Source organism: Arenibacter nanhaiticus (assembly GCF_900141935.1).
Lineage (GTDB): Bacteria > Bacteroidota > Bacteroidia > Flavobacteriales > Flavobacteriaceae > Arenibacter > Arenibacter nanhaiticus.
This window is the reverse complement of sequence record NZ_FQYX01000013.1, coordinates 44,710-60,526: the sequence shown is the minus strand read 5'-3', so window position 1 is coordinate 60,526 and position 15,817 is coordinate 44,710. Positions and strand designations below refer to the sequence as shown.

Genomic DNA, 15,817 nt, shown 5'->3' with positions numbered 1-15,817 from the left:
ACACTAAAACATAGCCCCAAAAAAAGCCCATTAAAGGGCTTTTTCTTTTTGGATTGCGCTTTAATGGCACTTATTCCTAATTTATAAACTGAGTACCATAGTATTGATGTTAATTGACAGCGATGAGTTTTACATCAAAAATAAGCACAGAACCGCCAGGGATTGGCCCGTAATCTCTATTTCCATATCCTAAATGTGCCGGTACTAAAAGCATACCGCTACCACCTTCTTTAAAATAAGGGATGCCCATGGTCCAACCACTAATCACTTGGTTTAAGCCAAAAGTTATGCCCTCTGCACCACTTTCATCGAATTTTTTTCCGTTGATAAAAGTTCCCTTATAGGCAACGGTTACTTGCGAAGAGGCAGTAGGTTGTTTTCCCTCTCCCGGTTCATCGATGACATAATACAGGCCATTTTCACCTTTTTGGGCGTTTAGGCTGTTGTCTTTAATATACTCGGTAATTTCCAATTCATTCTTGGCAACATAATCTATATCCTCTGCTTTCTTATCGTCATCACACGAAATAAACAGGGCAAATACTAGTGCAAAAAAGGTATACTTCATAAGGTTCTATTATTTTAAAACGGCACAAATATAGTAAAATGCCAAAGCATACCTTACATCTCCTAAAGGAATAGCGGTTGGTAGCAGGATGCTGGATCTAAAAAAATCTTAGCTGCGAAGACTTCTTAGGCCTTCATACATGACAATACTCACCGCATTGGCTAAATTTAAGCTGCGTATATGTGGACTGTATAAGGGAATTTTATATAATTTGTCTTGGTTGTTGTCCGTGATTTCGTTTGAGAGCCCCTTGGATTCCTTGCCAAAAACAAAAAACATGTCTTCCTTAAAGTCTATTGACCAATGGTCCTTTTCACCATGACTAGAGAAGAATGCCATTTCCTTGTCTTTATGAGTGGCAAAAAAATCCTCGGTACTTTCATAGATAAAAAGCGAAATATGTTGCCAGTAATCCAGGCCGGCACGTTTAACTCGTTTGTCATCCAATTCAAAACCAAAGGGTTTTACCAGGTGAAGGTTTGCTCCGGTGGCTAAACTTAATCTACCGATGTTTCCGGTATTCATCGGAATTTCGGGTTCTATAAGAACAATATTGTAGGGCATTAATGAGGGGTTTTAAAAAAAAACTCCGGTAATCAGCCGGAGTTTATTCATCAATCAAAAAACGAACAGTCATGATAACTGTTGTTACGGTTCACAATGTATTATTTTAACAACAACTTTCCAAATACGATGTTGTTGCAGGTAATGAATACATGTATGGGTTTATCCTAAATAAGTTTTTAGAATTTTACTTCTAGAAGTATGTTTTAACCTTCTGATGGCTTTTTCCTTAATTTGACGTACTCTTTCTCTTGTAAGGTCAAAAGTTTCTCCAATTTCTTCCAAGGTCATAGAGTGCTGTCCTGCCAATCCGAAATATAAACGGATAACATCGGCTTCTCTTGGGGTTAAGGTTTCTAAAGCTCTTTCTATTTCTGTTCTAAGAGACTCGTGTAATAATTCCCTATCTGGGTTTGGCGATTCTCCACTTCGCAATACATCGTAGAGGTTAGAATCTTCCCCGTCGATCAAAGGGGCATCCATGGATACGTGGCGTCCAGAGTTTTTTAGGGATTGTTTTACGTCTTCAACAGTCATATCCAATTCCTTGGCAATTTCTTCTGCGGAAGGCTGTCTTTCGTGTGCTTGCTCCAAGAAGGCGAATGTCTTGTTGATCTTATTGATAGATCCAATCTTGTTTAAAGGAAGTCTAACAATACGAGATTGCTCTGCCAACGCCTGAAGGATCGATTGACGAATCCACCATACGGCATAGGAGATAAATTTAAATCCACGGGTTTCGTCAAAACGTTGGGCAGCCTTAATAAGTCCAAGGTTGCCTTCGTTAATTAAATCGGGTAGGGTTAAGCCTTGGTTTTGGTATTGCTTTGCTACGGAAACCACAAATCGCAAATTGGCTTTTGTCAATTTCTCTAGGGCAACCTGATCGCCCGCCTTGATCCTTTGTGCCAATTCAACCTCTTCATCCGCAGTAATAAGATCAACTTTTCCAATTTCTTGCAAATATTTATCTAAAGAAGCGGTTTCTCTATTGGTAACCTGTTTTGTAATTTTTAGCTGTCTCATCGAAGTTTTTCCTTTCTAAATTAAGTGCAGTAAGCATGGGCTGCATTAGGTTATACGTTCGAAGCGACTAAAATGTTACAATTTAATTATTTTTTTTTACATAATAACGAAAAAACAGGAAAAAAAGCTTGATTTAACACCTTTTGAGCAGGGCTAGCTTTATGGTATAGAAGGATTTAGTAATTCTTCTTGTCTTTATCTATATTTTTTTAAAAGCCGCATAGATGGCAGATTGGTTGCTTTTGAGAGCGTATTAGCATGGAGAGGTAATGATGCGTTAGGGACCGCGGCGGCATCCCCGCAGCGTAGCAAGGGATATAGCCAAGGGCCCGCCCGACGAAGGAGGGAACGCCCAAAGCAATATGGCCATTGTAAATTTTGAAGTAGGGGGTAACAAAAAAAACCTATCCATCTGAATGAATAGGCTTTAATGTATTTAAAAGACTGAAAGATTAGTCTCTTGGTTTTCTATCGTCTCTGCGGTTGTCGCGGCCACGGTTATCTCTTCCGCTACCTTTGTTATCCCTTGGAGGTCTTTCAACAAATCCTTCAGGTTTTGGAAGTAACGCTTTGCGAGATACTTTTTCTTTTTTAGTCCTTGGATCAAGACCAAAATATTTCACGTCAAAAACATCACCCATCTTTACGACATCGGATACATTCTCGGTACGTTCCCAAGCTAGTTCGGATACGTGAAGCAATACTTCATTTCCTGGCGCTTCGGTATATTCTACTACCGCACCAAAATCGAGCATTTTAATTACTTTAACTTCATAAGCACCACCTAACTCTGGTTTAAACATTAAGGAGTCTATTTTGGCCAATACCATATCGATTCCGTCCTGATTAGTACCTAAAATTTCTACAATACCTTCTTCGGTAACAGGATCTTCGTTGATAACGATAGTAGTATCGGTAGCTTTCTGTAATTCTTGGATAACTTTTCCACCAGGTCCGATCAAAGCACCGATAAATTGTCCAGGAATAGTTCTTGTAACCATTTTAGGAGCGTGTGCTTTTACATCTTGGTTAGGTGTAGCGATAGTTTCGGTAATTTTTTCCAAGATATGTAAACGTCCGGCTCTTGCTTGTTTTAAAGCGTTCACCAAAATTTCATAAGAAAGACCTTTTACTTTAATATCCATCTGACAGGCAGTAATACCATCTGCGGTTCCGGTAACCTTAAAGTCCATATCTCCCAAGTGATCTTCATCACCTAAGATATCCGATAAAACGGCGTATTTACCGCTTTCGCTATCAGAGATCAATCCCATAGCAATACCCGAAACCGGTTTGATCATTTGAACACCGGCATCCATAAGGGCCATAGTACCACTACATACGGTAGCCATAGAAGAAGAACCGTTAGATTCTAATACTTCCGAAACCACTCTTACAGTATAAGGGCAATCTTCGGGGATCATTCCTTTTAAGGCACGTTGTGCCAAGTTTCCGTGTCCTACCTCTCTACGTGAAGTACCTCTGATTGGTTTAGCTTCACCAGTTGAGAAAGGAGGGAAGTTATAATGTAGATAGAATTTTTCCTCACCTTCAAAAGACGGCATGTCTATTTTGTTGGCTTCTCTAGAAGTTCCTAGGGTTACCGTGGCCAAGGCCTGAGTTTCTCCTCTTGTAAAGATTGCAGAACCGTGGGTAGAAGGCAGGTAGTTAACCTCGCACCAGATAGGACGAATCTCATCTGTTTTTCTACCGTCTAGACGTAATCCTTCGTTTAAGGTAAGGTCTCTAACGGCAGCTTTTTCTGCTTGGTAGTAGTACTTGGAAACCAAGTCTCCAAATTCGGCATTTTCCTCTTCAGAAAAAGAAGCTTTGATCTCCTCTTTTATTTCAGCAAAGGCAGTAGTTCTTTCTTTTTTAGACGATCCGGCTTTTGCAATGGCATATACTTTGTCGTAAGCCATATCGTGAATTCTCTTAGCTAAGGCCTCGTCTTCTTTTTCTGGGGTGTACTCGCGTACTTCTTTTTTACCGAAAGCTTCGGCCAAACGCAACTGGGCGGCACATTGAACTTTTATAGCTTCATGGGCAAACTCAATGGCTTCTACCATTTCTTCTTCTGAGATTTCTTTCATCTCACCTTCTACCATCATTACAGAATCTGCAGAGGCTCCGATCATCATATCGATGTCAGACAACTCTAATTGTTCTCTAGTTGGGTTAAGGATAAATTTACCATCAATACGTCCTACACGTACTTCAGAAATGGCACATTCAAATGGGAAGTCAGATAACTGAATGGCAGCAGAAGCAGCCAAACCAGCCATAGCTTCTGGCATTACATTGTCGTCATGAGACATTAACTGAATCATCACTTGAGTTTCTGAATGATAGTCTTTTGGGAAAAGTGGACGTAAAACGCGGTCTACCAATCTCATAGTCAATACTTCACCGTCACTAGGTCTGGCTTCTCTTTTAAAGAATCCACCTGGGTAACGTCCGGCAGCGGCAAATTTTTCACGGTAATCTACCGTCAAAGGTAGAAAATCTACATCACTGGCCTTGTAGTTAGAAACAACGGTACACAATAACATACAGTCGCCTGATTGAACAACAACAGAACCATGGGCCTGCTTAGCCAATTTTCCGGTTTCGATAGAAATTTCCCTACCGTCACCTAGGTCAATGACCTCTTTAAATACTTTTGGTATCATAAATACGAATTAAAACCTATCTCTTTATAGGTTTGTTAAACAATGGTCTTTCGCCTTGTAGAAACGAAGTTGTTGTGTTGTAGTTGTGTGTTGTGGACCAATGAAAAACTATAAGTAAGCTTTTTGTTTTGCCTTAAGGGATCCTAAGGGCTTTGCCATAGAATTGATAATCAACGTTATGGGTATTGTAAAAAAGGGGGAAAGTACAACTTTCCCCCTTTTCGTGAATTATTTTCTAATTCCTAATTCTTTAATTATAGCACGATATCTAGTAATATCTTTCTTAATTAAATAATCTAGAAGAGATCTTCTCTTACCTACCAATTTTACTAGAGAACGCTCAGTGTTAAAATCTTTGCGATTCTTTTTTAAGTGCTCTGTTAAGTGGTTGATTCTGTAAGTGAACAAAGCAATTTGTCCTTCGGCAGAACCTGTGTTTACTGCTTCACCACCATGCTTCTGAAAAATCTCAGCTTTTACTTCTTTAGTTAAATACATTCCAATATTGTTTTAATGATTTTTATGTACATGACCGAAATTCGGTCAAGGGCGCAAATATACGATTATTTTTTTTATAGTCTGCCGATAATTGACAAACAGAAAATTATTAGGCCCTAACAGGCTTGTTTTCGATTAGATCTATATAAAGATTAATTTTCTTTTTAAGATCTCTACGGTGAACTATAAAATCTAAAAAACCGTGTTCTTGCAAAAACTCTGCTGTTTGAAAATCTTCTGGCAATTCTTTTCCAGTAGCTTCTTTTACCACTCGTGGTCCGGCAAAACCGATAAGAGCACCTGGTTCGGAAATATTAATATCTCCCAACATGGCATAAGAAGCGGTGGTTCCTCCAGTGGTAGGGTCCGTACATAAGGAAATATACGGCAATCCAGCCTCTGCAAGTTGAGCCAATTTAGCCGATGTTTTGGCTAATTGCATCAAGGATAGGGCAGCTTCCATCATACGGGCACCACCAGATTTTGAGATCATAACAAATGGTAGTTTGTTTTTGATCGCATAATCTATACCTCTTGCGATTTTTTCGCCAACGACACTTCCCATAGACCCGCCAATAAAGCTAAAGTCCATACATGAGATGACTATTTCCTTGCCCAGTGATTTTCCAACGCCGGTTCTTACAGCATCTTTTAATCCTGTTTTCTTCTCGGCCGCTTTTAAACGGTCAACATATTTTTTAGTATCCTCGAACTTTAAAGGGTCCTTGGACGTAAGCTTTGCATCTAGCTCTTTAAACTCATTATTATCGAAAAGAATTTCAAAATATTCTTTACTGCCGATGCGAACATGGTAATCGTCCTCGGGGCTTACATAAAAGTTTTTGGCCAATTCATCGGCTTCTACAATTTTTCCCGTAGGGGATTTATACCAAAGGCCTTTAGGAGTGTCCTTTTTTTGATCTGTGGCAGTTTGTATACCTTTTTCCTTTCTTTTGAACCAAGATGACATAAATGTTGTATTAAGGTTTGCGGATTATAAAGTATTTACGTTGTTAAGGTCTTCGAAGGCTTTCTTTAAACGCTCGATAAAAGTTTTTTCACCTTCTCTTAACCAAACACGTGGGTCGTAATACTTTTTGTTAGGCTCATCGGCTCCATTTGGATTGCCAATTTGTCCTTGTAAATAGTCTTTTTTATCTTGAATATAATCTCTGATTCCAGATAAGAAAGCATATTGTAGATCTGTATCGATATTCATTTTAATAACACCATAACCGATAGCTTCACGAATCTCTTCAATAGTTGATCCAGAACCTCCGTGGAATACAAAATCGATATGGTTTTCTTCAACCCCGTATTTTTCAGAAATAAACTCTTGAGAGTTCTTTAAGATTTTCGGAGTCAATTTAACATTTCCAGGCTTGTAAACACCGTGTACATTACCGAAAGCAGCGGCAATTGTAAATTTAGGGCTTATTTTAGAAAGTTCCTCATAAGCATAAGCAACTTCTTCTGGTTGGGTGTACAGTTTAGAATCGTCAACGTCGGTATTGTCCACACCGTCTTCTTCACCACCTGTGATTCCCAGTTCAATTTCTAGGGTCATGCCCATTTTGCTCATTCTAGCAAGATATTCTTTACAGATGGCAATATTCTCCTCTAAGGGCTCTTCCGATAAATCGATCATATGAGAGCTGAACAAAGGCTTTCCTGTTTCTGCAAAATGCTTTTCACTAGCTTCTAATAAACCATCGATCCAAGGCAATAATTTTTTTGCACAGTGGTCTGTATGTAAAATTACGCTAGCTCCATAAGCTTCTGCTAATTGGTGTACATGCTTGGCCCCAGCGATAGCTCCTTGAATGGCCGCTTGTTGTCCGTCGTTAGATAATCCTTTCCCAGCGTTAAATTGTGCGCCGCCATTGGAGAACTGAATAATAACCGGTGCATTTAAACTTGCAGCAGTTTCCAAAACCCCATTAATGGTGTCAGAACCAATAACGTTTACAGCAGGAAGGGCAAATCCTTTTTCTTTCGCATATTTAAAAATTGCCTGTACTTCATCTCCGGTTGCAACTCCTGGTTTAATCTCGTGTGCCATAATCTTACTTTAGTGTAGTTAATTAAAAGATTGACAAAAGTAATAAAATAATTAGCTCTAAAAAGGATAATTTATCCCTATATTGAAGACAGCGTTCGCTAAGTTGTAATCTCTGAACCATCTTTTTGCCGCTTCTTCAGCAGGATTATAGGTCTTTAGCCCCATATCTAGCCTAAAAACAAAGTATGTAAAATCATATCTTAAACCTATGCCGGTCCCTAAAGCTATTTCGGCCAAAGAGCTAAAATCGTTGAAAGTGGCAGCGCTGTCCTGAACGTTGTCCATGGCATTCCAAATGTTGCCAGCGTCGGCAAATAGCGCTCCTTTGATATTGCCAACGATAGGAAATCTGTACTCTAGGTTAAAGGCTATTTTTAAGTTTGCCTCATTAAAGTCATTTAAATCCTTGGTAGCGCCAGGGCCAAGGGAATACGGCAGCCAAGCGCGATTGTCGTTAGAGCCTCCTGCAAAATAACTCCTTACAAAAGGAATGTTGTCCGAATTGCCGTAAGGGATAGCGATGCCAAAAAAGCTTCTAAAGGCCAGTACGTCAGAACCTGAAATGGTGAAGTGCTTTATAAAGTCTAATTCCGTTTTTAAGTATTGGGAATACGGAACTTTGAACACTAAGGCTTTGTCTTCTTCGTTTTTATTAAAGTCGATTAATTTTGATAAACCCGTTAGGAGACTTCCAGCGCTTTCTAATTTGAATCTAAATTGATAAAAATTGTTATCAGTAATGCTTTTTTTACTGGTTTTGTTATAGGTATAGTTGCTGGCAAAGATTAAATTATTTTCAGAAAGCCTTTTCCTTCTTTCCTCAATACTGCTGATTTCGGTGTAGTCTTGGGAAGAAGATGCCACTTGTCTGTTTAAAATAGCGTTGGTAAAACCTGTGGTGCCTTCCGGGATAATGAGCGTTGGTTCGGTTTCCCCTTCCAAAGTTTCGAAGTATTCGGCAAGGGCTGCATTGTCCTGATAATTGTCCGCTATATTGTCTAATTTATTATAGGTATTTTGATATACCATAAAAAACCTGTTGGGGTTTACATTGCGTACAAATTGTACATTTAACAATTCTATATTGTTTTTCTTGAAATCTGTAGGCGACCAATTGTATCCAAAGACAGCATTAAAAGTTTGCTTGTCCAAACCTATATTTTGCTGAAACATTGTACCAATAGACACTTTTGTCTGTGGTAACATATAGTTGGGGATAATCTTATTGGTGTTTACTAACGGAAACCAAATCCTTGGGATGTTTAAGTTGACGTCGCCTCCAAATTCTAAAATGTTGAAAAAACGGTTGTCCGTTATTTTTGGGTCTTTAGAAGCTCCTAGGTTGATCCTTCCAGAGATACTGAGATGTTCGGCACCTTTAAATAAGTTTCTAGCTTGCAAGGATGGGCTAAAGCCCAAGCCTAAAAATTGTATGTTAGAATGGGTAATGTCCAAGTCTGTTCCCAACGAGTATTTAGGCCTTGGGGCCAGGTATATATTGGTGGTTAAATAAGGTTGAATGCTGTCTTCTTTAAATTCGATGTTGGGATATTTAAAAGAATTCAAATTGTTGATCTGCCTATATGTCCTAATTCTGTCAATTTCCCTATAAATACTATCCTTTTTTAGAAAGACAGCGTCGGTGATGGCTTTTGGTTTGTATCGTAATTTGTCCTTATAATATATGGTAAAGTCATTATAGGTGATAGATTGCAAGCTATCCGTGTCGGAATTAAAAAGATAGTCTGTGTAGATATTAATATCTTTAAATCTATACACCTTATACTCCGTAGTAGTAATATTATTGTCGGTTCTTTTTCGAAGGTTATCAATGTTTAACAGAATATCCAATTTCTGATTGCCACTAACTTTTGTCGTGTCGCCAATTAAATCATAAGAGATAGAGCTTTCTTGAAAATTATGTACCCCGGTATTCCTAAATAAATTTGTCAGTCTTTCCCTTTCGTTGTTTAAATTGTCCAAATCTATTTTTTGTCCCTTTTTAATTAAAGAATTCCTTTTCTCCGAATGGTAGATGGAATCCAATGCTTTGGAAGCGATTTTGTCCGATACAGAATCGATAAGGAACGGGGCGCCCAAGTCTAGTTTATAAGTGATGCGGCCTCTCTGTTTGTTACTGTCTATAACAAAAGTGGTATTGTTATTAAAATACCCCTTGCTTTTATAATAGGCATTTAATCTTCGGAGGGATTTGTTGGTTTTTGCGGTGTCTATAACCACTGGGGCCTCGCCAATATTTTTTAACCAAATGCTGGCTCCTTTCACAAGAAAGGACTCCCCTAAGCGGTTTACCTGCTTTTCCGATAAAAAATTAATGAGGCGTTGTTCCCTTTTTTCTTTTTTCTGCAACCAGGTCTGGAAAGAAGAGTCGGGGTCTTTTTTTGCAAGGTTGTACAAGTTTAGGCGCAGGGGGTATCCTAACACTCTGCTATTTGGTTTTTGAACAATTAAACTATGGATGTCCTCGTCGGTAATTTTTTTATCGTCGGCATACAGAGTGTTTTTGGAAAGTAACAGTTCGTCCTTTCCAACCCTTTTTAAAGCATTACAAGAGGTGATTGCAATTGCTAGGAATATTAAGCTTATTTTTGGGAAGTTTTTAATCATAGACAATCGGGTCCTCATAGGAGTCAAAAATACGTTATTTGAATGGTTGGTAAAAGCCAAATAAAATTTATAAAAAGCTTACAGCAAAAAAAATACCGAGCACTACATAAGTTGTTTGTGGTTGAAGGGGTAAAAACCGTAAAAGAGCTATTAGCTTCTCGCTTAAAAAACTACCAAGTTTATGTGAGCGATCCTTCTGTATTGCCTCCAAATACGGAAGGAATGACATTGGTTGCCGAAGGCGATCTGAAAAAAATGAGCAGTTTAACCACTCCTAATAAGGTTTTAGGGGTTTTTCACATGCCCGAAGAGAAAGAAATAGATTTTTCTAATTGGGTGGTGGCACTGGACGATGTTAGAGACCCTGGAAATTTAGGGACCATCATCCGTCTTTGCGATTGGTTCGGCATTCCAACGCTGCTTTGTTCTTCGGCAACGGTCGATTGCTATAATCCTAAAACGCTACAGGCAACCATGGGCTCTATTACCCGTGTGAATATCGTGTATGCTAATTTGCACAGCGTTCTTCAAGAGGTAAAGGTTCCTGTGTACGGAGCTTTTATGGAAGGAAAGTTGGTCTACGGCGAAAAAATGCCAGAAACCGGAATTTTGGTTATGGGGAACGAGGCCAATGGGGTTTCTAAAAGTATAGAAGCCTTGGTTGCCAAAAAAATTAGTATTCCCCAGTTTGGTACCACTGCCACAGAAAGCCTTAATGTGGCTACGGCTACCGCAATTCTATTAAACGAAATTAGAAGAAGCTAAGTAGGTTTATTCAAAAGTAAAATTCACAAAAAGCCCTCTGGTTTTCATGGTGTCTATATTTCCTGTCCACCTACTATTAGGGTCCTTGTCGCGAATTAATTCGTCGTTGATGGCAAAAACGCCCCGGATAGACGGACTAAATTTAAAGTATTCCAAATAAAAATCGATGCCAAAGCCCAGTTCGTAGTAGTGGGTGTTCTTTTTCATGCGGAAGGTACCACTTGCGTTATCTTCTACGCTTTTTTCGTTGCTCCCAAGGTTTAAAGAGGTCGATGCTCCCCCAATGATAAAAGGTTTAAAGTTGCCCAACCTTTTGGTACTTACCTTTAATAATAGGGGGAAATTGATGTAAGTCGATTTTATCTCTCGAACAGCTTCGTCTTCTTCGCCTTCGAAAAACTTACGAGATCCTAAATCGCGCTGATTGTAATGGAGACCGGGTTCAAAACGTAGATCCATAAACTTATTGAGTCGCAATTCCCCAATAAGCCCCACGTTGAAGCCTATAGATTTGCGAACCAAAATATCTTCTGTGTCTTCTTTGTAGTTAAACTTAAAATCGTATTGGTTAAAACCTAGGAAATAGCCCCAATTTAAGAGAGCCTTATCCTCGTTTTGGAGGTTTAATACAGGCTTTTCGTTAAACTGGGCCCTAAGGGTAGGGCCTAGGAACACAAAAACGGTAAAAAGGATAAGAATCTGTTTCATCTGTTATTTTGTAGCAACGTAAATAGTGGCAACACCCATGGTTTGAGGTTTGTTCTCTACCTTTATAAACCCTGTTTTTTGTAAAATATTGTTGAAGGCCTGTCCGTGTGGAAAAGAAGCAGCCGATTCCGAAAGATAAGAATAAGCGCTACGATCTTTGGAAAATAAACGTCCGATGGTAGGTAAAATATATTTGGTGTATATTTTGTAACCCTGTCTGTAAGGTGTTTTTGTTGGTACTGAAGTTTCTAATACCACAAATGTGCCCGTGGGCTTAAGAACTCTATATATTTCTGATAACCCTACTTCAAGATTTTCAAAATTACGCACACCAAAAGCTACGGTAACGGCATCGAAAGTGTTGTCTTGGAACGGTAATTTTTCACTGTCTCCGACCACCATTTTAATGGTCTTATCTAGATTTTTATCCGCTATTTTTTTCTTTCCTATAGCCAACATGCCAGGAGAAATATCTAAGCCAATGATTTCTTTAGCGCCTGTTTTAACCATGTTTATGGCAAGGTCACCCGTGCCTGTAGCAATATCTAAAATGTTTTTGGGATTCGTTTTGCCAATAATAGCTACAACCCGTTTTCTCCATTTTATATCAATGCCAAAAGAAATAACCCTATTAAGTCCGTCGTAATCGCCAGAAATATTATCGAACATTTGTGTTACTTGCTCCTTTTTGCCAAGTTTAGAATCGCTGTATGGAGTGACTTTTTTGTTCATTTTTAAAATTTTTGGTAAAGATACTATTTAACCATAAAGTTATGGTGCAACTTTGGTTTAGATATTAGACTGGAGCGAAAATTTATGTCCAATGGTTTAGGTACAGTGTTTCTTGAAAAAATTAATGCCAAGGGTTTTGATTCCATAGGATATATAAATTAGCTATTATTTCTTTAAAATACCCATAAAAAGGGAAGGGATATCCTGTAAATCTTTGTCTTTAGGTGGGATGGGAGAGTTTCTCTCGGGTATAAACAGTGGCAACACAATAAAATTATGTAGTTTTGCCATGCTTTTCCTTCAAGTCTATTAATCGAAATAGTTAATTTAATTATTTTTATTTCCAGGTTAATATTGTAGGTTCATGTTATGAAAAACTTTTTACTCAATAGATGAAAATTATTATTGCGGGGGCTGGTGAAGTAGGATTTCATTTGGCAAAATTGCTCTCTTACGAATCCCAGGATATTACTTTAATAGACAGCAATAAAGACAGCTTGTCTTATGCCGATAGCCATTTGGATATACGGGTGCTCAGAGGAGATGCTACTTCTATTGCAGTGTTAAAAGATGCCCAAGTGGGAAAATCGGATTTAGTTATTGCGGTAACGTCTTCGGAGACGACTAACCTTACCTTGTGTATGTTGGCAAAGCAATTGGGGAGTAAAAGAACCATTGCTAGGATTTCTAATGCAGAATTTATTCATAATAAAGAAGATCTTAAATTTTCCGATCTTGGAATAGATGAGTTAATTTCGCCAGAGGCATTGGCTGCTACGGAGATACAACTTTTATTAAATCAATCGGGTTTTAATAATACCTACGAATTTGAAGATGGTGCCTTAATTATGGTGGGGGTGTGCATGCCAAAAACGGCACCCTTTGTAGGGAAGATGGTGAAAGATGCTGCGAAAATTTTTCCCGAACTGCACTTTATGCCCATAGCGCTTCAGCGAAGCGGTACTCAATATACCACCGTGCCTCGAGGCGATACGGTTTTTAAGGAAAAAGATCAGGTATATTTTATTATCTCCAAAGAAGGTGTCGAAGAAATTCATAAACTAACCGGTACAGAGCGTAAAGAAATAAAAAATGTAATGATACTAGGGGGGAGTCAGGTTGGCTTTAAAACCGCTCGTGATCTCTGTGTCAATAAGTTCAATGTAAAGCTAATTGAAAAGGATAAAGAAAAAGCTTTCGATCTTGCCGATATGCTTCCCAATGCCTTAATTATTAATGGCGATGGTAGAAATGTAGAATTGCTCGAAGAAGAGAATTTAGAGGCTATGGATGCTTTTGTTGCGGTGACGGGAAATTCCGAAACCAATATCATGTCCTGTTTGGTCGCTAAATCAAAGAATGTTAAAAAAACGATAGCCTTGGTCGAAAACATGGATTATTTTCAGCTTTCGCATTCTATCGGAATAGATACCCTACTCAATAAAAAGCTGCTGGCGGCCAATAATATATTTAGGCATATCCGTAAGGGAGAAGTTGTAGCAGTGACCAGGTTGAATAATTTAAATGCCGAAATATTGGAATTTGTGGTAAAACCAACCTCTAGGGTCAACGGGAAATTGATACGGGAATTAGAGTTTCCTAGAGAGGCTACCATCGGTGGCGTTATACGTGATAATAAAGGGATCATAGCACTAGGTGGATTTGAGATTCTTCAGGGAGACCGAGTGGTAGTCTGTTGTTTGCCTAGCGCGATTCAAAAAATAGAAAAGTTATTTCTCTAGGTTCATGCGATTAAATTTAAAAATCATATTTCACCTCATGGGATTGCTGTTGCTTTGCAATGGCTTTTTTATGATTATAGCGGCCATAGTAAGCGGTATTTATGACGATGGCGTCACTTTGGATATATCCTTGGCAGGGATTATTACCATGCTCATAGGAACCGTTTCTATGTTCTATACACGTACCCATAAGAAGGAGGTAAAACGTAGGGAAGGGTATATCATCGTTACTTTTGGGTGGCTTGTTATGTCTGCCTCCGGTATGTTGCCTTATCTTTTTTCCGGAGCCATTCCAGGTGTTACCAACGCTTTTTTTGAAACCATATCAGGGTATACCACTACAGGGGCTAGTATTGTCGACGATATCGAAGCGCTTCCCGAAGGAATTCTTTTTTGGAGAAGTCTGACCCATTGGATAGGGGGGATGGGGATTATAGTCCTTGCTATTGCTATTTTGCCCCTTTTGGGAATCGGGGGCATGCAGCTTTTCGCGGCCGAGGCTCCGGGTCCGAGTACCGATAAGCTACACCCTAGGATTACGGACACAGCAAAGAGATTGTGGCTGATTTATTTTGGCTATACCGTGGCAGAGACCCTGCTGTTGAAATTGGCGGGAATGTCCTTTTTTGACGCTATAAATCATTCCTTGGCAACCTTATCTACAGGCGGATTTTCTACCAAGAATTTAAGTATGGCCTATTGGAACGACCAGCCTTTGATTCAATATATAGTTATTTTATTTATGTTTTTGGCAGGGAGCAATTTTGTATTGAGTTATTATGCCTTTAAGGGGAAAATCCAAAAGGTTCTTTTTGATGAAGAATTTAAAATGTATTCCATTTTTATAATCAGTTTTTCTCTAATCGCGGCCTTGGTTGTTTATTTAAAGGCCAATGTGCCAATGTCCGATTTTCATCCTATGGTCTTTGGAGAGGCAGAAAGTGCCTTCAGACATTCCTTGTTTCAGGTAGTTTCTGTAATTACCACCACAGGTTTTGTGACGGCCGATTTTACCTCATGGGCTCCTTTTCTTACGGTGCTATTTTTTGGGTTAATGTTTCTAGGTGGTTCCGCCGGATCTACTTCAGGGGGAATCAAGGTGATGAGGCATTTGTTGATTATTAGGAATGGCTTGTTAGAGTTTAAGCGTACCCTTCATAACAATGCCATTATTCCGGTAAGGTATAATAATAAGACCGTAGATGAGCATATCGTATATAACATCATCGGATTTTTTGTGCTGTATATGTTGTTGTTTATAATTGGTTCACTCGGCCTGGGTGCTCTAGGACTCGATTTTACCAGTGCCATTGGGGGTGCAGCCTCTTCCTTGGGGAATGTAGGGCCTGCCCTAGGGAGCCTAAATCCGGTAAGCAATTATAATAGTCTTCCGGAATTGGGTAAATGGTGGTGTGGTTTTTTAATGTTGTTGGGAAGATTAGAACTGTTTACCGTCCTTATTTTATGTACACCATATTTTTGGAAAACCAGCTAATGACTGAGTTTCTATGGGAAACAGCTGGATTTTGTGTGCTAAATCAAATAGAATAGGTATTAAGAAAAGTTGACTCTAAATACCCTTAGATTTTGGCATGTTATTTTGGGCGTTCCCTCCTTCGTCGGGCGGGCCCTTGTCTGTATCCCTTGCTCCGCTGCGGGGATGCCGCCGCGGTCCCTAACGCAAAAATACGATCGTATTGAACTTTATAAACTGCGATTTTAATGGTTGCCATGGTTACGACTAGTTGTGGGTAACCAAGCAAGGTGATTTATGAAAATAGCTTAACAGTGCTACCTTCGGGAAATGCTAATGGTTTTTTTAGGAAGTGGCTAAGAGGACTAAAAAAAATAT

General features: G+C 39.0%; 13 protein-coding genes. 3 read left to right on the top strand and 10 right to left on the bottom strand.

Annotated elements, in window-relative coordinates:
* Nucleotides 1–109 precede the first annotated feature (109 nt).
* The 8 genes from BUA16_RS09640 to tamL form a co-directional block, all read right to left on the bottom strand.
* Nucleotides 110–568, bottom strand: a complete 459-nt coding sequence (locus BUA16_RS09640; RefSeq protein WP_072764544.1) for an FKBP-type peptidyl-prolyl cis-trans isomerase — start codon at nucleotides 566–568, stop codon at nucleotides 110–112.
* Between the two features lie 108 nt (nucleotides 569–676).
* Nucleotides 677–1,132 (bottom strand): tRNA (cytidine(34)-2'-O)-methyltransferase, encoded by a 456-nt coding sequence (locus tag BUA16_RS09635; RefSeq protein WP_072764543.1) that lies wholly within the window; start codon nucleotides 1,130–1,132, stop codon nucleotides 677–679.
* A gap of 162 nt (nucleotides 1,133–1,294) precedes the next feature.
* Nucleotides 1,295–2,158: a sigma-70 family RNA polymerase sigma factor gene (locus tag BUA16_RS09630; RefSeq protein ID WP_072764542.1), complete on the bottom strand. Its 864-nt coding sequence runs from the start codon at nucleotides 2,156–2,158 to the stop codon at nucleotides 1,295–1,297.
* A 452-nt stretch (nucleotides 2,159–2,610) separates the two neighbouring features.
* Nucleotides 2,611–4,830 carry a polyribonucleotide nucleotidyltransferase gene (locus BUA16_RS09625; protein ID WP_072764541.1) on the bottom strand — a complete coding sequence of 740 codons (2,220 nt, stop codon included), beginning with the start codon at nucleotides 4,828–4,830 and terminating at the stop codon, nucleotides 2,611–2,613.
* Between the two features lie 228 nt (nucleotides 4,831–5,058).
* Nucleotides 5,059–5,328, bottom strand: coding sequence for a 30S ribosomal protein S15 (gene rpsO / locus BUA16_RS09620; RefSeq protein ID WP_072764540.1), 270 nt, complete (start codon nucleotides 5,326–5,328; stop codon nucleotides 5,059–5,061).
* 109 nt (nucleotides 5,329–5,437) lie between these two features.
* Nucleotides 5,438–6,298 carry an acetyl-CoA carboxylase, carboxyltransferase subunit beta gene (accD, locus tag BUA16_RS09615; RefSeq protein WP_072764539.1) on the bottom strand — a complete coding sequence of 287 codons (861 nt, stop codon included), beginning with the start codon at nucleotides 6,296–6,298 and terminating at the stop codon, nucleotides 5,438–5,440.
* Between the two features lie 24 nt (nucleotides 6,299–6,322).
* Complete coding sequence (gene fbaA, locus BUA16_RS09610) at nucleotides 6,323–7,390, bottom strand: class II fructose-bisphosphate aldolase (RefSeq protein ID WP_072764538.1); 1,068 nt, start codon at nucleotides 7,388–7,390, stop codon at nucleotides 6,323–6,325.
* 57 nt (nucleotides 7,391–7,447) lie between these two features.
* Complete coding sequence (gene tamL, locus BUA16_RS09605; protein WP_072764537.1) at nucleotides 7,448–10,036, bottom strand: translocation and assembly module lipoprotein TamL; 2,589 nt, start codon at nucleotides 10,034–10,036, stop codon at nucleotides 7,448–7,450.
* A 24-nt stretch (nucleotides 10,037–10,060) separates the two neighbouring features.
* On the opposite strand from tamL, the gene BUA16_RS09600 reads away from it, so the two are divergent.
* On the top strand, nucleotides 10,061–10,783 hold the full coding sequence (locus BUA16_RS09600) for an RNA methyltransferase (protein WP_072764536.1): 723 nt from the start codon (nucleotides 10,061–10,063) through the stop codon (nucleotides 10,781–10,783).
* Nucleotides 10,784–10,789: 6 nt separating this feature from the next.
* Here the strand turns inward: BUA16_RS09600 and porT are convergent, their stop codons facing one another.
* Together porT and ubiE are read right to left on the bottom strand one after the other, a co-directional pair.
* Complete coding sequence (gene porT, locus BUA16_RS09595; protein WP_072764535.1) at nucleotides 10,790–11,491, bottom strand: type IX secretion/gliding motility protein PorT/SprT; 702 nt, start codon at nucleotides 11,489–11,491, stop codon at nucleotides 10,790–10,792.
* Between the two features lie 3 nt (nucleotides 11,492–11,494).
* Nucleotides 11,495–12,223: a bifunctional demethylmenaquinone methyltransferase/2-methoxy-6-polyprenyl-1,4-benzoquinol methylase UbiE gene (gene ubiE / locus BUA16_RS09590; protein WP_072764534.1), complete on the bottom strand. Its 729-nt coding sequence runs from the start codon at nucleotides 12,221–12,223 to the stop codon at nucleotides 11,495–11,497.
* A 392-nt stretch (nucleotides 12,224–12,615) separates the two neighbouring features.
* Here ubiE and trkA point away from each other — a divergent pair, with 392 nt between their 5' ends.
* Nucleotides 12,616–13,965 carry a Trk system potassium transporter TrkA gene (gene trkA, locus BUA16_RS09585; RefSeq protein WP_072764533.1) on the top strand — a complete coding sequence of 450 codons (1,350 nt, stop codon included), beginning with the start codon at nucleotides 12,616–12,618 and terminating at the stop codon, nucleotides 13,963–13,965.
* Nucleotides 13,966–13,969: 4 nt separating this feature from the next.
* Nucleotides 13,970–15,460 carry a TrkH family potassium uptake protein gene (locus tag BUA16_RS09580; RefSeq protein ID WP_072764532.1) on the top strand — a complete coding sequence of 497 codons (1,491 nt, stop codon included), beginning with the start codon at nucleotides 13,970–13,972 and terminating at the stop codon, nucleotides 15,458–15,460.
* The last annotated feature ends 357 nt before the right edge of the window (nucleotides 15,461–15,817 follow it).